Source organism: Clostridium sp. JN-1 (assembly GCF_003718715.1).
In the GTDB taxonomy this organism is placed as follows: Bacteria; Bacillota; Clostridia; order Clostridiales; family Clostridiaceae; genus Clostridium_AV.
Window position 1 is genome coordinate 1,120,541 of sequence record NZ_CP033465.1, and the last position, 23,116, is coordinate 1,143,656.

Here is a 23,116-nt window from a genome sequence, read left to right on the forward strand (position 1 = left end):
GAGAAAGAGTTTGGGGGTGATGATATGCAGCTTAAAACAGTTGTATTGGATGATAAGGGTATAAGGAGAACTTTAACAAGAATATCTCACGAGATAATAGAAAAAAATAAAGGCGTTGAAAATATTGTATTAGTGGGAATAAGGCGAAGAGGGTATCCTATAGCAGAGAGAATAGCTAAAATAGTAGAGAGTATAGAAGGAGTAAGCTTAAAAGTAGAAAGTGTAGATATAACTCTTTACAGAGATGACCTAAGTAAGTTAAATGAACAGCCCGTAATAAAAGATATGGATTTAATTGATGTAGAAAACAAAAAAGTAATATTAATTGATGATGTAATATACACAGGAAGAACAGCAAGAGCAGCTATTGATGCAGTTATGCATGCTGGAAGACCTAAACTTATACAATTAGCAGTATTAATAGATAGAGGTCATAGAGAATTACCTATAAGACCTGATTATGTTGGGAAAAACATTCCAACATCTAGAACAGAAATGGTTTCAGTAGAACTTTCAGAAATTGATAAAGAAGATTCTGTAAAAATATATGAGTTATAAATTTTGATTTTATATAAATTAGTCTTGTGTACTACTTTTAAAATAGTCCAGAGAGGCTAAAAAGGAGGAAAATAAATGAAAAATTATATTGATGTAGAGGACAAATTACCGATAATTGAGACTATACCACTTAGCTTTCAGCATTTATTTGCTATGGTTGGTGCTACAATATTAGTTCCAATACTTACAGGAATGAGCCCATCTATTGCACTCTTTTGCAGTGGAGTTGGGACACTTTTATATATCTTATGTACTAAAGCAAAACTTCCAGCATATATAGGTTCATCCTTTGCTTTTATAGCACCTATGATTGCAGCTTCTAAAAATTATGGACCAGAGTCCATGCTTTCAGGAGTTATAGCAGCAGGTTGTGTTTATATAATAGTTGCAGTAATAATAAAGTTTTGTGGTATAAAGTGGTTAAATAGAATTTTGTCGCCAGTAGTAGTAGGATCTATTGTAATAGTTATAGGACTTAGTATGGCAGGAACAGCTATAAATTGGGCAGGATTAAATTTAAATTTTACTAATGCTTCGCTTCAAAGTGTTCCAAGATGGGCATGGGTAACTGTATCAATGGTTACTTTAGCGGTAGGCATAATTGGAAGTATGTATTTTAAAGGATTTTTAGGAGTTATACCGGTACTTATAGCTATGATAACAGGATATATTTTAGCACTTGTGCTTGGAGTAATACCACATAGTGTAATACAAACTATAGCACATACAAAATTTTTTAGGCTTCCGCCATTTATGATGCCAAAATTTAATTTAAGTGCAATGATGTTAATGGCTCCAGTATCTTTTGTAACAATAGCAGAGCATATAGGACATATATATGTTACAAATAACGTAGTAGGAAGAGATTTTACTAAAGATCCAGGACTTCACAGGTCAATATTAGGTGACGGTGTAGCTACAATGTTTGCAGGTTTTGTTGGAGGTCCTCCAAGTACAACTTATGGAGAAAATATAGGAGTTATGGCAATAACTAAAGTTTATAGTGTATGGGTTATAGGAGGAGCAGCTATAATAGCAATCATACTTTCCTTCATAGGACCTGTATCAGCAATAATAGAAAATATGCCTTTGCCAGTAATGGGCGGTGTCAGTATACTGCTATTTGGTATAATAGCGTCATCTGGATTTAGGATATTTGTTGAAGATAAGATAGACTTTGGTGAAAAAAGAAACTTATTGATTGCTTCAGTAATAATAGTACTTGGAGTAGGTGGAGCATCTTTGAAGTTTAAATTTAACGGTGCTGATGTAGAAATAGCTGGAGTAGCACTTGCAACTTTAGCTGGAATTATTTTAAACTTAGTATTACCTCAAAAAAGTGCATCTGAAGAAGTTGATAATGAAGAAGCCCCTAATGAGATAGAGGAAAATGAGAAAGCAGTATAAAAGAGTATAAAAGCTTAAGTATATTTAAAGGTGCAGCTTCGAATCACATGTTAGAAGCTGCACCTTTATTTTAATTTGAAACTTGTTCTATTTCAGGTTTTTCAGGGGCTGCATATATTGTCTTATTAGTATAGTATATTACCATTCCAGGTTTTGCACCATTTGGTTTATGTACATTTTTAACTTGAGTATAGTCTACAGCTACTTTAGAAGATTCTTTACCTTTACTGTAATAAGCCGCAAGTTTAGCTGCTTCATCTAAAGTCTTATCAGGTACATCTTTGAAGCTTTTTATTATAACGTGTGATCCTGGAATATTCTTTGTGTGCATCCATATGTCTCTTTTATCTGCAAATTTTAAAGTCAAATAGTCATTTTGAAAGTTGTTTTTACCAACATATATATAAATACCATCGCTGGATATAAATTTCATAGGCTTTAAAGGCTTTGACTTTTTTGAATGTACATTTTTTTTGAACCTTATATATCCTGTAGATATAAGTTCCTTTTTTATTTCTTCTATACTATCGTAATCCTCTGCATTTTTTATATTTGTGAGTACTGATTCAAGATAATTTATTTCTTCTTCTGTAAGTTCTAACTGGGATTTAGCAGCTTCCTCAGTTTTTTTCAGTTTATTGTATTTTTTAAAGTACCTCTGAACATTTTCGGAAGGAGTTTTATTTTCATCCAACTTTATTTCTACCAATACTAAGTTTTCATCGTAATAATTTTGAACGTTAATTTTTGAATCACCTTTTTTTATATTGTATATATTTGATGTCAAGAGATTACCATATAACATGTATTTGTCTTTTTTAGAACATTCTTTCAGGTTATTTTGAAGTATTTTTAATTTTTTATTGCATCTATCTAAGTTTATATTTATGAGTTTTTGAAGATCAGATGATTTATTTTTTAATCTGTCTGCTTTATCTTTTTTATAATAAAATTCTTCTATAAGCTCAGACGGAGATAGGTATTTTTTCTCTTTAAAATCTTTAAATTGTGTAATTTGTTCACAATAGAAATCCTTTGCTCTACTTTCATCAAAATAAGAAGAAAAATGAAAGTTCTTAATTTTTAAGTCATGTATTACATTTTGAAAAAGAGTATCTATACCCTTAAGATTGTCATACTTAAAATCTTTATTATCTTGGGTAAATCTATAAAAGATTTCATTTGAAAAAAGTGAACTAACTCCAGTAAAAACATTTGAAAAAAATCGTTTGTCAAATTTAATTGTATTTTGATTTATAAATTCAATTAAATTATTAAAAGTATAATCAAATGGATTGAGTTTCAATGATTTTGGAGGAAGTACATAGGCAATACCTGGATAAATACATCTTATTGTATTTATTTCCAAAGTTATATGTTTTATACTGTCCATAATTAAGTTATCCCTATTTCTTACAAGTGTTATATTACTGTGTCTTCCCATAATTTCAACTACCAGTGTGTATATACTATTGAATCCAAGTTCGTCTGTATTTTCAAAATCTAAAAATACTATCCTATCAGTGTCAAGCTGTCTTATATTAACGACTTTCCCGGAATTTATATATTTCCTTAAAACCATACAAAACATTGGAGGCTTAATAGGATTTGGTTTGGCTGCATTTGTAATGTGTATTTTAGGATATATAGAGCTTGCACTTATTGATAATTTGTATGTTTTTCTATTGTTTTTTATTGATAATATTATTTCATCTTTTTCAGGTTGATTTACTTTTTCAACTTTACCATTTAATAAATATTTTTTTAACTCATCGACTAATGTATATAAAAAGATTCCATCTAAAGCCATTTTATCATCCCTTCTGCTTACAACATAACGAAGTTTCAACTTATAGTATTATATCATTTTAAAATTTTAAAATAAAGTGAATAGTATTGATAAAAGCTTACCCAAGTAGTAAACTAATTTTAAGTTTTATTATTATAAAAAGAATTTAAACTTAAGAATGGAGGCGAATTAAATTATGAAGTTTATTAAAATGAATGGAAATGGAAATGATTTTGTAGTAATAGATGATAGAGATGATGCAATTAAATGTAGGGAAAGTGAAATTGCTAAAATACTCTGCGATAGACACTTTGGCATTGGTGCAGATGGTATATTGTTAGTACGTGATAGTAAAATTGCTCGAACTCAAATGGTAATAATAAATTCAGATGGATCTTATGCATCTATGTGCGGAAATGGTATAAGGTGTTTTGCAAAATATATATGGGATAAAGGAATAGTAAAGGATAATCCAATTAAAATAGAAACTGGAGATGGTGTAAAAGAGGCTTTTTTACATATAGAAAATAATAAGGTAGAAAAGGTTACTATAAATATGGGAAAACCATCATTTAATTGTAAGTATATACCTGCAAATTGCAAGGATGAAATTGTAGATAAAAAGATAAAATTAAATGATAAAGAATATAATATAACAACAATGCTTATGGGAGTACCACATACAGTTGTATTTGGAAAATTAGATGATTTTGATGTAAATGAAGGAAGGATAATAGAAAAATTTGAGCTTTTTCCTGAAGGAACAAATGTAAACTTTTGTGAAGTTATAGACAGCAGAACAATTAAAGTTAAGACGTGGGAAAGAGGGGCTGGAGCTACTTTAGCATGTGGTACTGGAAATTGTTCGTCTGTCATAGCAGCTAATAAATTAGGCTTTACAGGAAATGAAGTAGAAGTTCATGCACCAGGAGGAAAGTTACTAGTTGAAATAAAACAAGATGGAGTTTTTATGACTGGACCAGCATTAATTTCTTTTAAAGGGGAATTTGAGATTTAATGAAAAGTTTGGTGAAAATTTTAACTTCTTTGTTATTTTTAATTGCTATTATTTTAATACCCGTATTAAACAGCGAAAAGAATGATATAGGTACTGAAAAAATTAGTGCGCCTGATCTTGGAAAAGTAACTGTATTAGATAATAAAGATGAAAATTATGATTTATATAAAATTGAAAATGATAAGTTAAATAGTGTAGGGACAATGACTGGACTTAAAGAGCTAGTTTACAATACTGAAAGTTCAATTTATGCTTATTCGATGGAAATTTCTAAAGGAAATAATCTTGTACACAACTTTGTACAAATTATGAGTAAAGATAAATTCAAAAAATTAGATGATTTTTACTGTGCATCTGATTTGAAGTTAAGTCCATCAGGTCATAGGATTGCATTTAGAACTTTTAAAGATGATTCAAATCAAAGTGCAGAAGGTATGCGCATATACGATATAGAGCAGAATAAATATGTGAATTTGAATTCTAAAGTGCTTGTTTCAGGAAACTTATATGAATGGTTAGATGATGACCATATAGTTTATTATGGAACAAAGGAAGGCATAAAAGATTCCAGCAAGATTTATATATACAACTTAAAAGATAAAAAAGAGAGTGCCTATTTTGATAAGATAGATGGATATTATATTTACTTTAAGTTAATAGATAATAATTTGTTTATATTTTCAAGGCAAACAAATGGAGATAACCTTTATTATTATAATTTCTCAAATAATACAGTTAAAAACATAAAAAGCAATGTGACAAGTATATATGATTCTAAGTTCAGCGAAAAAAATCAAGAATTATATTTTCTAGGAACAGAAGATAATAAATATGTAAATTTATATAAATTTTCACCTGTAAGTTTGAATATAGATAAAATTACTTATGATTTTCCTAAGTCAGTGAATCCAGCAAGTGGAATAGCTGAGGATAACGATGGTAATATATTTTTTTGCGGCAGTAATTTAGAAGATCAAAAAAATGATAAACAAGATATATTTGTTTATCTTAAGGATAAAAATTGTATTAATTTAATTTCAGATGATAAGAGTACATACAAACTTTATAATGATGAATACAATTAAAAGCAGAGGACAAAACAGAGGACAGAGGACAGTGAAGGAGGATTTTTCTTAGCTTCGCTTACGAAAAATCTTTAATTAAACTTTTGATAGCTCGTTTCGCTAAAGCGAAACATTGCTGACTTATATAAATTTAAAGATTCTTTTGCGTTAGCAAAAAATCAACTTTCATTGTCCTATGTTCTCTGTCCTATGTCATCTTATTATTTATTTTGCCAAGCATCATTAATACTGCTGCACTAACAATAGAAATTATAGCAGTACTTAAAAACTTATCTGAAATAAAATAGCAAACTATAATTAGTGATAGAGCAATTAATATCGAATAGTGTTTAAGCTGCTTTCTGCGTTTTTCACTTTTTATTTTTTTATTAATATTATCTACAGGAGAAAAAATACAAATGAGTATGAAAGAAGCAGCTAATAAAAGTAGTAAGATAGTATGACTAATTATTAAGTATTTACCAATAAAAACTATTATGCAAAATACAAAAAAGCTCATAAAAAAACAGCCCCAATAAGTTTTGGCATGGTATCCACCTGAAAATAATCTAATTGGGCAAAAAAATATAAGGGCAACTGCATAATAGTTTTGAAGAGAAAGTATCCAGAATATGATAAAGTATGGAACAAGTTTTGTAACTTCATCAAAAGTACAAATTAATCCATATTCCATTTTTTTTAATTGCAACTCTGAAAATTCGGGATTTGATTCAGAAATCTTTTTTACTAAAATAGTGATAAATTTGTTCATTTTTACGTCTCCTTTATTTCAAATGTAACTAAAAATGTAGTCGTTTCAGAATTACTTTCTAGCGATATAGATCCTTTGTTTTGTTCAACTAATTGTTTAGTGATATATAAACCAAAGCCGTGGTCACTTGATTTCTCAGATTTTGTGGAAAATCCCTTTTCAAAAATTTTATTTTGAATGTTTTCAGGAATCATACCGGCATTATCTGATATTTCAATACAAAATTTGATACCTTCAATAAAAGTATCAAATGTTATTTTCTTATTATCAATATTGGATTCAGGTTGAAATGCCTCAAATGCATTATCTATAAGGTTGCTAATAATGCTTATTAATTCGTTTTCTTTGATTTTTAATTTATTAAATGGTTCATCAATCATGATATCAAAATTTATGTTATTTTTAACTGCAAAGTTGTTTTTAATGGATAATAACCCATCCAAATAGTCATTACCTGTGTTTATATATTTGAATGATGAATGAATTGTATTTGAAACTTGACTTATATAATTTTTGATCCTTTCAACAGTATTTGGTTTATCCAGCAAACACAATCCCCATATAACATTAATATGGTTGGAAAAATCATGCTTTTCCTGCCTAATTATACTAATTATTTCTTCCATATTTTCAATTTGATGTTCTTGTATCTTATAGTTTGACTTTATATTTATAAATTTTTGATATTTTTTCATTTCTCTAAATGCTATTATTAAAAATATGAAGTATAAAATGAAAATTAGAACATTATATGTTTTCGTATTTTCTACATTAAATACTTGAAAAGTTACTATGAAAACAAAAATGCTAAAAATACCAATTTGGATTACTAAACTAGATATAAATGAATTTTCATGATTAATCAGGTCAAATTTAGTAAAGTATTTACTGAACTTATAAATAATCAGTATAATAAGTATTTGAATCAATTTAGATATTATTAAAAAAGTCCAAGAATATTTTGGAGTTAAAAAGATCTGGTTTAAATTTGTATTAAATATTATCATTTCAATAGTTTCAGTTAAATTTTCAGTAATAAAAATTATTAAAAAAAACGAAAAAAATATTACGCATGAAGTAAAAAAATTTATTCTTGTAATATAAGTTAATAGTAAAATGCAAAATATAGAAAGTATTAATGTGTGATAAATCTTACTTACATAAAGTGTACTAAAGTAATTGGCAACAATATATAATGCACAAAACCAAAATGTTTTAATTTTATTTTCTTTTATAAATTTTTTATTGTTACAGAATATCTCAAAAATCATTAAAAAAAGTATAGCTTCTATACCATCTGATATTATTTCTTTTATAATGTACATATTTTCTCCTATATATTTTTTGAATTTTTCTATATAGAGTTTCTAGCTGCAAACTAGAAACTCTATAAGCATCCATAGAAAAACCTAATGTAATTACTTCAAAAATTCATTAGGACATTTTGGTTGATAGCCACTGATAAGTGATGTCGGTGTTATGACAAGTCCACCTAACAATAATGCTGCAGAACCTATGAGTTTCATGGATCTTTTTAAAAGACATTTTTTTAAAGACTTCATTACTATTACCTCCTAAAATTAATTATAATTAACACGTATTTTATACATTCTATAATAATTTGATTTTTCCTTTATAATTTGCAAAGAAAAGTATAATTAGTATGAAAAAATTTTTATTTTAAGTTTTATTTTCTATTGATCCCTCGATTATTCTAGTATTTTCCATAGTAAACCATATCATTATTTATTCATGCTAAGCCATGGTAATTATATTGTAACATAAAAACAGAGGACAGAGGACAGAGGACACTGAAGGAGGATTTTTCTCCGCTAAGCTTACGAAAAATCTTTAATTAAACTTTTGATAACTCGTTTCGTTAAAGCGAAACATTGCTAACTTATATAAATTTAAAGATTTTTTTGCGTTAGCAAAAAATCAACCTTCTCTGTCCTTTGTCCTATGTCCCCTGATTTTAATGTATTATATGCAGCAATTATAAAGAGAACTTTAGTGAACATTTAAATAAAAATAATATCATTTTAATATTATTTTATTGTTTAAAAGAAGAAAAATGTGGAAATAATTATGACGTAAACATAAAATCACAGGAGGATATGTGTATTGAATTTTATAAATAAAGATAAATTTATAGATTTAGATAGTATATCTATAGATATTGAAGCCATAAAGGCTGTACCTGAAAAAATAGCTGTTGAAAATTCAATAATAGCATTTAAGGAAGAAAAGGAAAACTTATATATAGCAATTAGTAGAGATTTAGAGCAGTCTGTAATTGAAGAACTTAATTTTATAACAAATAAAGCTTTAAAGTTATTTTATGCTGATAAATATAAAATAGTTAATTTAATAAATACATATTACTGTAGATACAGTGCAGAAAAAGCCTTAAAAAGTATGAAAAAGAACAATTATGATTACATTATAAAAAAGAAAATTGAAAGTTCAGCATATGGAGATAGTATTCAAGATGTGCCAATAGTTAAAGTTGTAAACTATATAATAAATGATGCTTTATGCAAACAAGCTAGTGATATTCATATAGAGCCATTTGAAAGATATGTCCTAATTAGATTTAGAATAGATGGAATAATGCAGGAGTTTACTAAAATTCCTAAAGATATATATTCTCTTTTAAATACAAGATTTAAAATAATGGCTTCAATGGACATAACTGAAAAGAAAACACCGCAGGATGGAAAAATTCAATATTCTTATAATGATGAAAACTACGATTTTAGAGTTTCAACGCTGCCTACATTCTTTGGTGAAAAGATAGTTATAAGAATTTTACATAGATCTAGCAAAATGAATCATTTAAGTGTATTGGGATTTAAAAATGAAGATATAGATATAATTCATTCTATGATTCATAGTCACTGCGGTATAATTCTAGTAACTGGACCAACTGGCAGCGGTAAAACTACTACGCTTTATTCAATGATAAATAGTTTAGACAAGAAAAAGATGAATATTACAAGTATTGAAGATCCAGTTGAATACATGATAGAAAATGTCAATCAAGTAAATGTAAATTCAAAAATAGGATTTGATTTTCCAAAAGGTCTTAGAACTATATTAAGACAGGATCCAGATGTAATTATGTTAGGTGAAATAAGAGACGAGGAGACAGCTAAAATTGCTATAAGAGCTGCTATTACAGGACACCTTGTCATAAGTACACTTCATACCAATGGAGCTCTAGAATCAATATCGAGGTTACTTGACATGGGAGTTAAAAATTACTTTATTAAAGATGCTTTGATTGGAGTAATATCACAAAGGCTGGTTAGAAAGGTTTGCCCGCTTTGTAAAAAGGCATACTATCCTTCTTTAAGTGAAAGAGAAGAACTTAAAATTAGAGAAGAATTTAAATTATATAAAGGTGCTGGATGCAGCAAATGCGGAAACTCAGGTTATAATGGCAGAACAATAGTATATGAAATGATAGATTTTAGAAATATTAAAAAGAGTATGGATAGTAACTTTAATTGGTATGATTTTAAGGATGAATTTAAATCAATAGATAATGACTGCAGAAATCTTATAAAATCTGGAGTAACTACATACGAAGAATTTTTAAGATTAAAGTTCTAGGAAAGAAGGGATATAATATTTGTTAAGTATACGGCTGTAAATATTACAGGTCAAAAATTAAAAGGTCAGCTTGAAGTGAGTGACATAAATCAATTATCAAGTATATTAAGAAAAAAAGGATATTTTCTTACAAAATATAATAATTCAAATAAGTTTTTTAAAATATTTCAAAGAAAGCCCAGCTTTAAGGATTTGAGTATGTTCTGTAATAGTCTTGGTGTATTATTGGAATCTGGTATGAATGTAACTCAAGCAGTTAGGATAGTATATTTCAACAGTGATAGAAAAACTATAAAAAATAGCTTGTACAGCATCTATTTTGGATTAATGGAGGGAAAAAGTATATATGAAAGTATGAAACAATTTAAAAATGTGTATCCTTATTTCATGATAGAGATGATAGGCGTTGGAGAACAAGGAGGAAAATTGGATAAGGTATGCAAAAGATTATCAGAGTATTATGAAAAGCAGCATAAATTATGCATTGATATTAAATCATCACTAATGTACCCAGTTATAGTTTTTATTGTTTCTATATTTACAATAGTATTTATAACTAGCACAATAATACCTCAATTTATTTCAACATTAAAGGATATGGGGGCAAATGTTCCATTTCTCACTCATGTAGTATTAAATTTATTAAGTGCTCTAAAAGAGTATTTTTTAATTATAGTTATAGGAACATTTATTACCGCATACATGTTTTTAAAATATATATCAAGTAAGAATGGTAGATATAAGTATGATAGTTTAAAATTAAAAATACCATTGATTAAGAATATTTACAGTAAACTTTTAATATTGAGGTTTTCACTTGCAGCAGGCATATTGATGTCTTCAGGATGTAATGCAGTATTATCTATGGAAAAATCAATTAATGTATTGAATAATAAATTTATAGAAAATAAGATGTTTAGATCAATACAGTATATAAAGAGTGGTAGAAGCATATATGATGCATTTAAGTGTGAAATAGATGATTTGCCATTTTTATATGCTCTTCGCATAGGAGAGGAAACTGGAAATTTAGATGGCATGTTGTTAAAACTGGGAGAAGAGTTACAAATAAATATAGAATATAAATTAAAAAGATTAATTAAATTTATAGAACCAGCATGTATTTTAGTATTGGCATTGTTCGTTGGAACATTTATAATATCAGCTCTTTTACCAATAGTAAATATTATGGATTCCATAAATTAATTATTTGAAAGGAAGGATTAAATTGAAGATTAGGCGCTTAAAAAGAAAAGGATTTACGCTTATAGAGCTTATGTTAGTTATAACTATAATATTAATACTTATGAGCTTTTTAATACCTAAGTTTTCTTCTTATCAAAATAAGGCTAAAGATACAAAAGCTATAAATGCAGCAAAACAAATTCAAACTGCAGCTATGGTAAGTTATGGCGACAAAGATAGTAAATTTGATGTTGGTGATATCAAGGAAAATGTAAAAGATCTTACATCTGTTGAGGAGATAGACGGTGTAAAACTTGGGGATGATCAATCTGTTGAAGTTTATTATAAAAGCGATAAGAAACCATATATGGTAAATATAGATGCAGCAAAAAATACATATACCGTGAAGAGCGGCGAAAATCAGATATATCCTAAGTAAACAGCATAAAATCGAGTATAGGTGATATATATGAAAACTAAAGGATTCACTTTAATAGAAATGACATTGTGCTTAAGCATTATATTTATAGTTTTTAGTTACAGCCTTATAAATTATAGTGGATTTAGTAAATTGCAAAATAAAATATATGCAGAAACATTTGGAAGTTCACTTATAAATTTTATAAATAATTCAAAGAGATACTGCAGAGAAAAAAATAATGGCGGTTACATATATTTTGATATAGATAAAAATTGTGTAACATTTAACAGCGGGACAGAAAGAATATACACTTTAGAAGTACCAGATGGCTTTAAACTAACTTCTGTGAGAGATAACAATAAAATTGAAATTGATAACAGAGGGTTAACAGGAAGTGCTTGTACAATAGAATATATAGATAGAAAAGGGAAAAGTCATTTTGTTAGTATGTGCGTGGGAAGTGCTTATGTTGAATTTAAAGAATAGTAGGGGTTTTACGTTAATTGAGGTACTGTGCAGTATATCTGTATTTTCAATTTTATTTATGTCAGCTTTAACTATGCAGATTAGCAGTTATAAAATGCAAAAATATTATGGAAGAATGTATACGTATTCAATATTTGAAGAATATGTTAAGAATAATATCATATACAATTGTACTTATGAACAAATCGAACAATTAAAAATGCAAAATAGATTATATATATCAGAACATAATATTAATTTAAATAATATAGATAATATTAATTTTACCGATATTTTCATGAGTACTGTACCACAGCAAAAGCCTTATGTTCAAATAAATGTACAAGGAGATAAGGTCTTAAAAATAGACATAAAATTATATACACAAGAAATGAATAAAAAAGAAGTTATGGAGTGTGAAGTTTATAAAGGAAAGTATAAAAAATAAAAAAAGAGGATTTACATTGATAGAACTTTTACTTGTTATGTCTTTAATAGGTATGATAACGTCGGCAGGGGTTATCTGCATATTTAAGTATATGAGAGTGTACAGACAGCAGATAAATTTGAGTAAAGAGAAATTTTATGTAGATGAAGCATTTTTAATAATAGAAGATGAGATAAATTACTCGCAGTATGCGGAAGTTAAAGACAATTGTATTATGGTGAGAAATTCTGAAAAAAGTAGAAATGATTATATTAGAAAAGACAAAGACGGCGATTTAATTATATCGTATGATTACAAGTATTATTTTGCAACTAACAATATATTAAAAGGCATTAAAGACTTTAAAGCCAGGCAATCTGACAAATTAGTATATGTAACTATAGAAACTAAGAGAGGTAATACATATAAAAGATGTTTTGGATTAGAAAGAGTAAAAGCAAAGGATTTACATTGATATACGTATTTTTTATAGGAAGTGTGTGTATATTTATATCACTTATTTGTTTTAAACTTTCATTTTTGCAGAGAAGTAATACTTTAAAAATGAGGGAATACTGCTGTAAGGTGGAACCAGTACAAAAAATTAGAGAGTATATGTTAACTGATTTAAACAGTTTAATATACAAAAATTGCACAAGTATAAATGATGATTCTATAAAAAATTATCTATCTTCAATAAGTGGAAATATAGTTAATTATGATTATTCATATATAAAATACAACGATGCTGCTAATTCTTTTACACTAGTTTATTATATAGGAAAAAAGTTTTATAAGGAAGAATTGTATAAGTATACTATTAAAGATGGAAATGTATTTTATAATTGTTTAGATTATTCTTTTAAGAAGGGAGAATTATATTGATAAATAGGAAATTTTTTATTGAATTAGATGGAGAAAATATTCTTTATAAAAATGAAAATGGAGAAAAAGTTAAATGTAGATATGTGGAATTTAATAAGGCAAAAGTTAATATGAAAAATAAAAATTTATATATAATTGTTCATGGAGAAGAAGTTTATATAAGGATTATAAAGATTCCAAAGGTTAAAAAGGATAAATTATATTTCATGATAAGACAAGAATTGATTTATATTTTTAAAAGTATAGATAACATATTATTTAATTATAATGTATGTAGTGATAATGGTACTAATTTAGAAGTAGCTGTATTTTGTTTAAACTGGAATAAAAATAATCTTTTGAAAAAATGTATAAATTCAGGTGCGAAATTTAAGGCAGTATTTCCTGTACAATTTTATGCATTAGATATAATGAAGAATAAAATTAAAAGTAATAATTATATATTTGTATTTTCCTATAATTACACAATTTACTTTATAAAGTGTAAAAATTCTGAAGTCGTAGATAACAGCATGATAAAAAATTTTAGTATACATAAATTCCATGAGCAATTAAATGAATTCATTATAAAATCTGATTATATAGAACAAATTGATATACCAGATGTGTTTTTTTTGAATTTTCCATATAAAGATCTTATAAAAGAGCTTTCTTATACTTATAGATGTAAAGATTTAAAAGGTTTTAATTCATCCAGATTCGAGGTGGTGCAGTATAAATAATTTATTTTTTATACCTGAATGGTATTTAAAAAGAATAGATAATAGAAAAAAATATATTATCAAAATTATAATAGTAATTTTAATAATACTGAACTCAGTATGCATGATTTTTTATATATTTAAATCAAATGAACTAAAAGTTATAAATACTCAAATAAAAGATTTAACTTTAAAAGAACAAAATATTAAACATTCTAATATTAACAAAGAAACAAAGACTTTAGAGTCATTTGAGTGTTTTCCAAGAATGGTTTTAGATGATTTCAAATCTCAAAACTTATACATAGAAAACAAAAATATAAGCATCAGTGGATATATGGAAGAAGATCAAAAAAGTCAAAATTATATTTCGATTATAAAAGCTATACAACAGGGAAATAAATTTAATATAAAAGATATCCATTTGCCATCTAATGATAGTAAATTTGGGGATTTTAAAATAGATTTAGAATTAAAATAGAAATATAGTGAAGCGCATGCTGCACGAGATATTAAAGGAAAGGAATATTAGATGAAAAAGGCTATTTATATAATTTTGATAACTTTTAATATAATATTGTTAATACTGCTATCACTGCAGGATTTAAACTTACAAAACAAAGTTTGTGCAGGACAGAAAAAGTTAACAACTTTAAGCAGTATTAATCAAAATTGTAATAAGCAGAAAAGTTTTAATTATACTAAAGATATAGAGGATTTTATAAAAGATAATAAAGTATATATTAAGGATTTGGAAACAATACCTAGTAGAAAAATTGTAAGTATAGAAATTGGTACTAATGGAAACTTAGATGATATAGATAAATTGTTAAAACAAATAAAGTTAAAACCTAGTTTTGAAAATTTCACCAAGATAGTTATAAAGAAGAGTGATGAAAACATTTTAAACGCTGATATAAGTATTGAATTTGCAGAAAGCAGATAGTATAAACATTAATATAGTATTTGCAAATAATCACAAGTTTTGATAAAATAACATTGTTTATTAGACTGATTTTGTATTTCATATACGTTTTGTTAAATTATTATTAATAGTTTAAAAAGTAATATTTAACAAACTTTAATCTATTCTTTTATAAACATTGGTGGTAATTATTAATGATTGAAAAGAGAATAGAAAAATTGAGGCAGTTAATATCAAATAATAGTATGGATGATGTCCTTATAGTTGAAGATATTAATAGAAATTATTTAAGTGGTTTTACTGGAAGTGAAAGGTTTTCTGTAATAACACAAAAAAGATTGTGGTAAATAAAATGTATATGATTGCCTAAAAAGGTTATAATATAAATTGATTAAAAAGTTTTGGAGGGATACATAATGATATCAGCAGGAGATTTAAGAAAAGGAACTACTTTTGAACAAGATGGACAAGTGTATACTGTGGTAGACTTCCTTCATGTAAAACCAGGTAAAGGAGCTGCTTTTGTAAGAACTAAACTTAGAAATGTTATAACAGGAGCAGTTACAGATACAACTTTCAATCCAACTGTAAAACTTCAAGAAGCAGTAATTGAAAGAAAGGAAATGCAGTATTTGTATTCGGATGGAGAATTATATTATTTTATGGACCAAGAGACTTTTGAGCAAATTCCATTAGAATATGAAAAAGTTGAAGGAGCTATAAAGTTTTTAAAAGAAAATATGATTGCTGTAATAAAGTTTTTCAAAGGAGAAGCTTTCTCGGTAGAAGCTCCAAACTTTGTTGAATTACAAATAACACATACAGAACCAGGGGTTAAGGGAAATACTGCAACTAATGTTCTCAAGCCAGCTACACTTGAAACAGGTGCAGTTGTTCAAGTACCTATATTTGTAAATGAAGGTGAAATGATAAGAGTAGATACAAGAACTGGAGAATATATGGAAAGAGTTTAAAATACTATGTGGCAAAATAAATTTAAGGATGTGGTTAAATGAGTTCGATTTTGTCAAAGGTTTCCTATGTCAATGGCTTAATGGATGGATTAGATATTGATAAAAATACTAAAGAAGGAAAGATATTAGTTGAAGTAGTCAATGTATTGAAAGCTATGGCTGAAGAAATAGAGGATATATCTGAATCACAAAAAAGTATTGGGGAATATATGGATGTGGTGGATGAAAACTTAAACGATTTACAAGATGATTTGTATTATGATGATTATCAATTGTATGAAGATGAAGGTGATAATTTCATTCAATTTAAATGTTCCAATTGTGGTGATGATATATATATTGATAAGGATATAATAGGCCAAAGAGAAGAAATAACATGTCCTAATTGCCACAACAAAATGCCTCTTGATGTAGATCTCGGAAAGTGCGAAAAATAAAAATTTTAAAAGTACCATATGATATAAAGTTTATATCATATGGTACTTTTTATTTTTTGCAAAAATAATTTTTAAATTAAGTGTAATAATTTTTGCCATTGTTAAATAAAAATTAATATAAAGAGGGGAGATGAGAAAAATAGGTACAAAAGAGATTATTGATATATTACCTCAAAGTATAAACAATGTACTTAAAAATATTTTAAGTGATAGTAAGCTGCAGGAAATAAGAATAAGAATGGACAAACCATTGATTGTTGAATTTAACAATGATGAATTGATATGTGATTATATCGTTAAAAAGGAAGACATGAAAACTATTATACAAAGGATAAGTAATTATTCTATATATGCCTTTGAAGAAGAAATAAAAAAAGGATATATAACTGTAAAAGGAGGGCATAGAATAGGGATTTGCGGTAGATGTGTTATAGAAAAAAATGAAGTAAAGACTATAAAGAACATAGGTTCTATAAATATTAGAATTTGTCATGAAGTAATAGGATGTTCAAATAAGATTATGAAATTTATTGTATCAAGTGGTGGGATTTTAAATAGCATAATAATTTCACCACCTAAATGTGGAAAGACTACATTGATAAGGGATATTACAAAAAATATTTCAGAGGGAGTAAAGAGCTTAAATTTAGCAGGCAAAAAAGTTTGCGTTATAGATGAAAGAAGTGAAATAGGAGCTTGCTATAATGGAGTTCCTCAGTTAAATGTTGGAATGAGAACCGATATTTTAGACAGCTGTCCTAAAAGTGAAGGCATAATTATGGCAATACGAAGTATGTCACCTGATTTGATTGTATGTGATGAAATAGGAACATATAAGGAAATTGACAGTATTCTTACTGCTTTAAATTCAGGAGTCAGTTTGATAGTTACAATACATGGATATGGTATTGAGGATTTGTACAAAAGACCTGTGTTTAAAGAAATTATAGATAATAATGTATTTAAGCGATCTATAGTTTTAAGCACAAAAAATGGAGCTGGTACTATTGAATATGTATATGATTTTAATAGCAAGTCTGTGATATGGAGGCGATAAGGTGATTAAATTCTTAGGATGCAGTATGATACTAGGCGCTTCCACAGCTATAGGCTATATATATAGTGAGGGCTTGAAAAAAAGAACTAAGGAGCTAAAGGAGCTTGAAAGATGTATTATCCAGCTTCAAAATGAAATAGTATATACACACACACCTCTTCCAGAAGCTAGTTTAAATATAGCACAGAAGAGTTTTGGCGGTATAAAGAATATTTTTAAAAAGGTTTCAGATTTATTGCTGTTTAATAAAGTGGACAGTGTATATGAAGCATTCTTAACAGTAACAAATGCCGAAAAAGAATCATTGAGCTTGAAAGATGAAGATTTATGTATATTACTAGATATGGCTAAAACTTTGGGAGAATCTGATATACAGGGGCAAAAAAAGATGTTTTTATTAACTCTTAATAATTTTAAAAGCCAAATAAAAATCTCAGAAACTTTAATGAATAGTAATGTTAAAATGTACAGATGTCTAGGGTTTGCACTAGGTGCTATGACGGTTATTGTGCTTATTTAATTAGCTATCAATCCCTAGATAAAAGAGGAGGTCAAAAAATGCTGGATGTGAGTTTGATATTTAAGATAGCTGGTATAGGCATAATTGTAATGCTCATAGATAAGGTATTAGAATCAAGTGGAAAAGGAGACTATGCAGTAGTTGCAAATTTAGCTGGAATTCTTATAGTACTTACAATGATAATTAGCCTCATAAATAAGTTGTTCACTGCTGTTAGGACAATGTTTCAACTTTAGGAGGAAAACTATGGAGATAATAAAAATAGTTACATTTGCCTTTATTGCTTTATTTATAGTTTTACTTTTTAAAGATAGGAAAAGTGAGATAGCAGTTTACGTTAGTCTGGCAGCTGGAATATGCATATTTTTATTTATGATATCTAAGATAACAGCTGTACTTCAATTTATTCAAGAGTTAGCTATTAAAGCTAATGTAGATTTTGCATATTTAACTACTGTATTTAAAATACTTGGTATTGCATATTTAGCTTCTTTTTGCAGCCAAATATGTAAAGATGCTGGCCAAGAGAATATAGGAACAAAAGTAGAATTTGCAGGTAAAATATTAATTTTGACTCTTGCAATTCCTATATTAATGGCCGTGCTTCAATCTATTCTAAAGATAATGTAGGTGTTAAACATGAAAAAGATTATGTTAATTTTATCTATAATTTTTATAATGTGTTTTAATGTACAAGCTGCTGATATAAACAGCAGTGCCAGTACAAACTACAATCAAGATGCAGAAGTCAACCAAAAAATAGAACAATTTTATGATTATATTTCTAATATGAAAACTAAATATGAATTGATAAACGATTTTGATGTTAAAAGTTATGTTAAAAACTTTATGAAAACAGGTGATGGAAAGTTTAATATAAAAAAGTTAGTACAAGCACTGATCACATATTCAATGAAAGAAGTTGTGTCTTCTTTAAAACTTTTATCAACTGTAGTTATAATAGCTCTTATATGCGCACTGCTTACAAATTTACAAAAGGCCTTTAGTAATGAGAGTTTATCTAACATTGCTTATTATGCATGCTATTCATTAATTATAATAATCATGGCCAAGAGTTTTTACATAGGTGTGGATATAGCAAGAAGTACAATAAATGAAATGACAGACTTTATGACAGCGTTAGTTCCAATTTTAATAATGCTAGTTGGAAGTGTAGGAGGGTTTGTTGAAGCTGCTGTTATTGATCCAATAGTAATGGGAGCCATAACTATAAGTGCAAGATTATTCATGAACATAGTAATTCCAATAATAAGTATGACATTTGTACTGCAGTTTGTTAATAATTTATCGTCAGACTATAAAGTAGACAAACTTACTAAGTTTTTAAATCAGTGTGCATTGTGGGTTCAAGGGATAATAATGACAGTATTTATAGGGATTATAACTATACGTGGTATTACTGCTAAAACTATTGATCAGGTTGCTGCTAAGACTGCAAAATTTGCCGTAGATAACTTTGTACCAATAGTCGGAAAAAGTCTTTCAGATGCTGTTTCTACAGTAGCAGGATACTCAATACTCTTAAAGAATGCAATAAGCAGTGTTGGATTAGTTATACTTGTTTGTATTATTTTACTCCCTATAATTAAAATTTTAATTATAGCTCTGTCATATAAGTTAACTGGTGCACTCATAGAACCTATAAGTGACAGCAGGCTCGTGAATTGTTTAACTTCAGCAGGAAATTCTCTCATACTTATAATGTCATGCTTAATATCTGTTTCAATAATGTTTTTTATAATGATAGCTATAATTGCATCAGCAGGTAAGGTGATGCTTGGAACATAAAATTTTGTACAAGATTAAGAAGAGAGGGATATACTTGTGATTCAAGCACTTAGAAGTTGGATTATAACTATATGTACAGCAGTATTCTTTATTACAGCAGTTGAAATGATTTTACCCGATAATAGTCTTAAAAAATATTCTAAGTTTGTGTTAGGTCTTATTATGATCACAGTTTTTATAAATCCTTTAATTAAATTATTTAATAATAACTTTGATATAAATTCATATGTTAGTACTGCTGCTCAAAATTTTGATAGTGAGACTTGTAAAGATGATTTCCAAAAGTATAAACAAAAGAGTATTGATGAAACTATGGAAAATTTTAAGCTGAATTTACAAAACAGCTGCGAGAAAAAGCTCAAGGAGAAATATCCTGATAATAACTATAAGGTTAGTGTGGAAGCATCAATAGACAGTAATAATCAAAAAATTGATATAAAAAGTTTAAAAGTTGGTGTCAAAGATGGAAATGTAGAAAAAATAAAAAAGGTAAGCATTGATATAGGAAGTAAAGCTATTGAAAATAATAACACATATGAAGAAGTAGATAAAAACAAGGCTTCAGAGATAAAAAAGTATTTAAGCAGTGAATTGAATATTCCTGCAAATATAATACAGGCATATAAGATTTAAATGAAATACATTATGGGAGGAATAATATATGAACTTGAAAAATATTCTGGATAAGGTTGTTAAGTCTATTAAGGACAGTAATTTGTCAAACAAGAAAAACTTTACTAACTTACTGATATTGTTTTTATCTGGAATACTTATAGTTATAGCAGGAAGTTTTTTTAAGACACCTAGTGTTTCAGGAGCTAATGGAATTGTCTCGCAGAATAAGAATAAAAATCAAGATCAAAGCCAAAAGCAAAGTGAGCAGCCTGTAAGTAAAGAATCTCAAGATTATGAAACTTCAGTACAAGAGAAGCTCAAGAGTACTTTAGAGAACATAGATGGTGTTGGAAAAGTAGATGTAATGGTTAGTTTTGAAAGTGGAGAAGAGCAGGTACCAGCAGTAAATGTAAATGATTCTACCAATACTACAGAGGAAAAAGATAATGCAGGAGGAGTGAGAAATTCAGTTCAAAAAAATAATGGGAGTACAGTAGTAATTACAAATGACAATGGCAAGTCACAGCCTCTTATATTAAAAAAGTACAAACCTAAAGTTGCAGGAGTGTGTGTAGTGGCTGAAGGTGCAGAAGATAATCTCACACAACTTAGAATAACGAAAGCTGTAATGGATTTATTTAACTTGCCAGAGGACAAAGTAAATGTTTATCCTATGAAAAAGTAGTATATATAAGATTTTCTAAGCATATAATTTTTTAGAAAGGTGATATGGGGGGAATTAAAGTGAATAAAAAACAGGCGGCAATCATTGTTACCCTTTTAGTACTTATTGTATGTGCGGGGGTTCTGGCTACAAAACTTAATAATCCTCTTTATGTAGATGGAGGAAATAGTACAAGCGGAGAGAGTACAGTATCATTTAATAATGATAAAAGCAGCAGTAAAACTGATAATAAGGATAGTAGTAAAAATCAGTATTTTGACGAAGCAAAGCTAACTCGTGATCAAAAAAATGCACAAACTCTTCAAACTTTAAAGACTTTGATCGATGACCAGAATGTTGCCAAGGATAATAGGGACGAAGCAGCAAAAAAATATACTCAATTAGCTATGAATACAAATTATGAATCTAAAATAGAAACTACTTTAAAGAGTAAAGGTTACAGTGATGTAATATGTTCTATAGAAGATAATAAAGCTAGAGTTATTATAAAGGCAAAGGACAAACTTACAGATAAGCAAACAAGAGACATAAAAAATGTTGTTGTCGGAATATCAAAAGTACAGGATGTTGAAATAGAGACTAAACAATAAAGCTTTCAATAAAAGGCTAACATATATTTTTATGTGTAAGCCTTTTCTTCTAGTTTGTAAAAGAAATTTGTATTTGGTATAATATAAGCAAATTGTTTTATATGTTTAAAACAGAGGAGGTGCCATTAATGGAAGAAAACTTGAGCAGTGAAACTAATATGGGCATTGTTAAGATTTCAGATGAAGTAGTAGGAGTTATTTCAGGATTGGCTACAACAGAAGTAAAAGGTATAGCTGGAATGAGCGCAAGTCTTGTTGGTGGAATAACTCAAATATTGAGTGGAAAGAAAAACCTATCTAAAGGTGTTAAGGTTAGTGTTGGTGAAAATAGTGCAGCTATTGATTTATACGTGGTAGTTGAATATGGAGTTAGAATTCCTGATGTAGCATTAGAGGTACAGGAAAATGTAAAAAAAGCAGTTGAATCTATGACAGGACTTTATGTTTCTGCAGTAAATATACATGTGCAAAATGTTATGATTTCAAAAGTTGAAGAAAAAGTTCAAGAATCAGATGAAGAAAGTTTATAATATCTTTATTTGAATTTATTTATATAGGGAATCAAATTATTACATAATTTGATTCCCTATACTACGTAGTAGAATACAAAAGTTACTTGAATTAAATAAGCAGTTTAAAGTATAATTGTATCTGAAATGCTAATAATTATTCATATAAGAAGAAAGTTACTTAATGGGAGGAAGAAATGAATAGAAGAAAATCCAGGGAATTAGCCATGAAGTTGTTATTCCAAATGACTATAAATAAAGAAGATTTTAAAGAAGTTATAGAAAATTTAAAGGAGAATTTAGAAATAGATAATGATAAACCAGATATAATTTCTGATTTAAAATCAAATAAAGAAGACTTAGAAAATATAGATTTAACTGATGTAGATATGTCATATGTAACGAGAGTTCTTAAGGGTATTCAGGAAAAAAGAGAGGAAATAGATGATAAAATAAATAAGTGTCTTATAAATTGGAAAATCAACAGAATATCAAAGGTTGACTTAGCTATACTTAGAATATGCACTTATGAATTTTTATATGAAACTGACATTCCAGAAAATGTATCAATAAATGAAGCAATAGAGTTAGCTAAAAAGTATTCTGGAAATAAATCAGCTGCTTTTGTAAATGGCATACTTGGAAAAATGATAAAAGATAAAGAATAAATCCATTGATAAAAGGT

General features: G+C 27.7%; 31 protein-coding genes. 27 read left to right on the top strand and 4 right to left on the bottom strand.

All coding sequences use genetic code 11. From position 1 onward, the window contains the following. Positions 1 to 24 precede the first annotated feature (24 nt). The gene (gene pyrR, locus EBB51_RS05510) at positions 25 to 558 is read left to right on the top strand and encodes a bifunctional pyr operon transcriptional regulator/uracil phosphoribosyltransferase PyrR (protein ID WP_123053546.1); all 534 of its coding nucleotides are present in this window, start codon (positions 25 to 27) and stop codon (positions 556 to 558) included. A gap of 75 nt (positions 559 to 633) precedes the next feature. Then, the gene (gene uraA, locus EBB51_RS05515; RefSeq protein WP_123053547.1) at positions 634 to 1,965 is read left to right on the top strand and encodes a uracil permease; all 1,332 of its coding nucleotides are present in this window, start codon (positions 634 to 636) and stop codon (positions 1,963 to 1,965) included. Positions 1,966 to 2,035: 70 nt separating this feature from the next. Here the strand turns inward: uraA and EBB51_RS05520 are convergent, their stop codons facing one another. Further along, the gene (locus EBB51_RS05520; protein WP_123053548.1) at positions 2,036 to 3,775 is read right to left on the bottom strand and encodes an NFACT RNA binding domain-containing protein; all 1,740 of its coding nucleotides are present in this window, start codon (positions 3,773 to 3,775) and stop codon (positions 2,036 to 2,038) included. Positions 3,776 to 3,950: 175 nt separating this feature from the next. Here EBB51_RS05520 and dapF point away from each other — a divergent pair, with 175 nt between their 5' ends. Further along, entirely contained in the window at positions 3,951 to 4,772 is an 822-nt protein-coding gene (gene dapF, locus EBB51_RS05525) for a diaminopimelate epimerase (protein WP_123053549.1), read from the top strand. Beyond that, entirely contained in the window at positions 4,772 to 5,857 is a 1,086-nt protein-coding gene (locus EBB51_RS05530; protein WP_123053550.1) for a hypothetical protein, read from the top strand. Before dapF ends, EBB51_RS05530 begins: the two co-directional genes overlap by 1 nt. A 187-nt stretch (positions 5,858 to 6,044) precedes the next feature. Here EBB51_RS05530 and EBB51_RS05535 read toward each other — a convergent pair whose 3' ends face one another. The 3 genes from EBB51_RS05535 to EBB51_RS05545 form a co-directional block, all read right to left on the bottom strand. Next, positions 6,045 to 6,608, bottom strand: coding sequence for an accessory gene regulator B family protein (locus tag EBB51_RS05535; RefSeq protein WP_123053551.1), 564 nt, complete (start codon positions 6,606 to 6,608; stop codon positions 6,045 to 6,047). Between the two features lie 2 nt (positions 6,609 to 6,610). Then, on the bottom strand, positions 6,611 to 7,933 hold the full coding sequence (locus EBB51_RS05540; RefSeq protein WP_123053552.1) for an ATP-binding protein: 1,323 nt from the start codon (positions 7,931 to 7,933) through the stop codon (positions 6,611 to 6,613). Positions 7,934 to 8,026: 93 nt separating this feature from the next. Continuing rightward, positions 8,027 to 8,170 (bottom strand): cyclic lactone autoinducer peptide, encoded by a 144-nt coding sequence (locus tag EBB51_RS05545; protein WP_123053553.1) that lies wholly within the window; start codon positions 8,168 to 8,170, stop codon positions 8,027 to 8,029. Between the two features lie 562 nt (positions 8,171 to 8,732). On the opposite strand from EBB51_RS05545, the gene EBB51_RS05550 reads away from it, so the two are divergent. From EBB51_RS05550 to nusB, 23 genes are all read left to right on the top strand, one after another. Next, a complete protein-coding gene (locus EBB51_RS05550; protein ID WP_243103917.1) occupies positions 8,733 to 10,226 on the top strand; it encodes a GspE/PulE family protein in 1,494 nt (497 codons plus the stop codon). Positions 10,227 to 10,301: 75 nt separating this feature from the next. Continuing rightward, complete coding sequence (locus EBB51_RS05555; RefSeq protein WP_123053554.1) at positions 10,302 to 11,432, top strand: type II secretion system F family protein; 1,131 nt, start codon at positions 10,302 to 10,304, stop codon at positions 11,430 to 11,432. A gap of 22 nt (positions 11,433 to 11,454) precedes the next feature. Next, the gene (locus tag EBB51_RS05560) at positions 11,455 to 11,850 is read left to right on the top strand and encodes a type II secretion system protein (protein ID WP_243103918.1); all 396 of its coding nucleotides are present in this window, start codon (positions 11,455 to 11,457) and stop codon (positions 11,848 to 11,850) included. A 30-nt stretch (positions 11,851 to 11,880) separates the two neighbouring features. Then, complete coding sequence (locus EBB51_RS05565) at positions 11,881 to 12,318, top strand: type II secretion system protein (RefSeq protein WP_243103919.1); 438 nt, start codon at positions 11,881 to 11,883, stop codon at positions 12,316 to 12,318. Further along, positions 12,299 to 12,745, top strand: a complete 447-nt coding sequence (locus EBB51_RS05570; RefSeq protein WP_123053556.1) for a type II secretion system protein — start codon at positions 12,299 to 12,301, stop codon at positions 12,743 to 12,745. Before EBB51_RS05565 ends, EBB51_RS05570 begins: the two co-directional genes overlap by 20 nt. Further along, entirely contained in the window at positions 12,714 to 13,199 is a 486-nt protein-coding gene (locus tag EBB51_RS05575) for a type II secretion system protein (RefSeq protein ID WP_190285337.1), read from the top strand. The genes EBB51_RS05570 and EBB51_RS05575 overlap by 32 nt, the downstream gene beginning before the upstream one ends. 23 nt (positions 13,200 to 13,222) lie before the next feature. After that, positions 13,223 to 13,609 carry a hypothetical protein gene (locus tag EBB51_RS05580; protein ID WP_150131720.1) on the top strand — a complete coding sequence of 129 codons (387 nt, stop codon included), beginning with the start codon at positions 13,223 to 13,225 and terminating at the stop codon, positions 13,607 to 13,609. Next, positions 13,606 to 14,331 carry a hypothetical protein gene (locus EBB51_RS05585; RefSeq protein WP_123053559.1) on the top strand — a complete coding sequence of 242 codons (726 nt, stop codon included), beginning with the start codon at positions 13,606 to 13,608 and terminating at the stop codon, positions 14,329 to 14,331. The genes EBB51_RS05580 and EBB51_RS05585 overlap by 4 nt, the downstream gene beginning before the upstream one ends. A gap of 103 nt (positions 14,332 to 14,434) precedes the next feature. After that, positions 14,435 to 14,791 (top strand): hypothetical protein, encoded by a 357-nt coding sequence (locus tag EBB51_RS05590; RefSeq protein WP_123053560.1) that lies wholly within the window; start codon positions 14,435 to 14,437, stop codon positions 14,789 to 14,791. A 51-nt stretch (positions 14,792 to 14,842) separates the two neighbouring features. Further along, positions 14,843 to 15,256, top strand: coding sequence for a hypothetical protein (locus tag EBB51_RS05595; RefSeq protein ID WP_123053561.1), 414 nt, complete (start codon positions 14,843 to 14,845; stop codon positions 15,254 to 15,256). A 173-nt stretch (positions 15,257 to 15,429) separates the two neighbouring features. Then, the gene (locus tag EBB51_RS05600) at positions 15,430 to 15,582 is read left to right on the top strand and encodes an aminopeptidase P family N-terminal domain-containing protein (RefSeq protein ID WP_123053562.1); all 153 of its coding nucleotides are present in this window, start codon (positions 15,430 to 15,432) and stop codon (positions 15,580 to 15,582) included. 69 nt (positions 15,583 to 15,651) lie between these two features. Beyond that, the gene (efp, locus tag EBB51_RS05605) at positions 15,652 to 16,209 is read left to right on the top strand and encodes an elongation factor P (protein WP_123053563.1); all 558 of its coding nucleotides are present in this window, start codon (positions 15,652 to 15,654) and stop codon (positions 16,207 to 16,209) included. Between the two features lie 38 nt (positions 16,210 to 16,247). Further along, positions 16,248 to 16,646: a CD1247 N-terminal domain-containing protein gene (locus tag EBB51_RS05610; protein ID WP_123053564.1), complete on the top strand. Its 399-nt coding sequence runs from the start codon at positions 16,248 to 16,250 to the stop codon at positions 16,644 to 16,646. 130 nt (positions 16,647 to 16,776) lie between these two features. Next, positions 16,777 to 17,703 (top strand): stage III sporulation protein AA, encoded by a 927-nt coding sequence (gene spoIIIAA / locus EBB51_RS05615; protein WP_123053565.1) that lies wholly within the window; start codon positions 16,777 to 16,779, stop codon positions 17,701 to 17,703. Between the two features lies 1 nt (position 17,704). Beyond that, on the top strand, positions 17,705 to 18,223 hold the full coding sequence (spoIIIAB, locus tag EBB51_RS05620; RefSeq protein WP_123053566.1) for a stage III sporulation protein SpoIIIAB: 519 nt from the start codon (positions 17,705 to 17,707) through the stop codon (positions 18,221 to 18,223). Between the two features lie 38 nt (positions 18,224 to 18,261). Beyond that, positions 18,262 to 18,459 carry a stage III sporulation protein AC gene (gene spoIIIAC / locus EBB51_RS05625; protein ID WP_123053567.1) on the top strand — a complete coding sequence of 66 codons (198 nt, stop codon included), beginning with the start codon at positions 18,262 to 18,264 and terminating at the stop codon, positions 18,457 to 18,459. Between the two features lie 10 nt (positions 18,460 to 18,469). Next, positions 18,470 to 18,853, top strand: a complete 384-nt coding sequence (gene spoIIIAD, locus EBB51_RS05630) for a stage III sporulation protein AD (RefSeq protein WP_123053568.1) — start codon at positions 18,470 to 18,472, stop codon at positions 18,851 to 18,853. A gap of 9 nt (positions 18,854 to 18,862) precedes the next feature. Next, positions 18,863 to 20,032, top strand: a complete 1,170-nt coding sequence (spoIIIAE, locus tag EBB51_RS05635) for a stage III sporulation protein AE (protein WP_123053569.1) — start codon at positions 18,863 to 18,865, stop codon at positions 20,030 to 20,032. A 36-nt stretch (positions 20,033 to 20,068) separates the two neighbouring features. Beyond that, positions 20,069 to 20,665, top strand: coding sequence for a stage III sporulation protein AF (gene spoIIIAF, locus EBB51_RS05640; RefSeq protein ID WP_123053570.1), 597 nt, complete (start codon positions 20,069 to 20,071; stop codon positions 20,663 to 20,665). A 28-nt stretch (positions 20,666 to 20,693) separates the two neighbouring features. Continuing rightward, positions 20,694 to 21,332, top strand: a complete 639-nt coding sequence (gene spoIIIAG, locus EBB51_RS05645; RefSeq protein WP_123053571.1) for a stage III sporulation protein AG — start codon at positions 20,694 to 20,696, stop codon at positions 21,330 to 21,332. A 59-nt stretch (positions 21,333 to 21,391) separates the two neighbouring features. Then, on the top strand, positions 21,392 to 21,922 hold the full coding sequence (locus EBB51_RS05650) for a SpoIIIAH-like family protein (RefSeq protein ID WP_123053572.1): 531 nt from the start codon (positions 21,392 to 21,394) through the stop codon (positions 21,920 to 21,922). A gap of 128 nt (positions 21,923 to 22,050) precedes the next feature. After that, positions 22,051 to 22,452: an Asp23/Gls24 family envelope stress response protein gene (locus EBB51_RS05655; protein WP_123053573.1), complete on the top strand. Its 402-nt coding sequence runs from the start codon at positions 22,051 to 22,053 to the stop codon at positions 22,450 to 22,452. Between the two features lie 176 nt (positions 22,453 to 22,628). Then, positions 22,629 to 23,099, top strand: a complete 471-nt coding sequence (gene nusB, locus EBB51_RS05660; protein WP_123053574.1) for a transcription antitermination factor NusB — start codon at positions 22,629 to 22,631, stop codon at positions 23,097 to 23,099. Positions 23,100 to 23,116 lie beyond the last annotated feature (17 nt).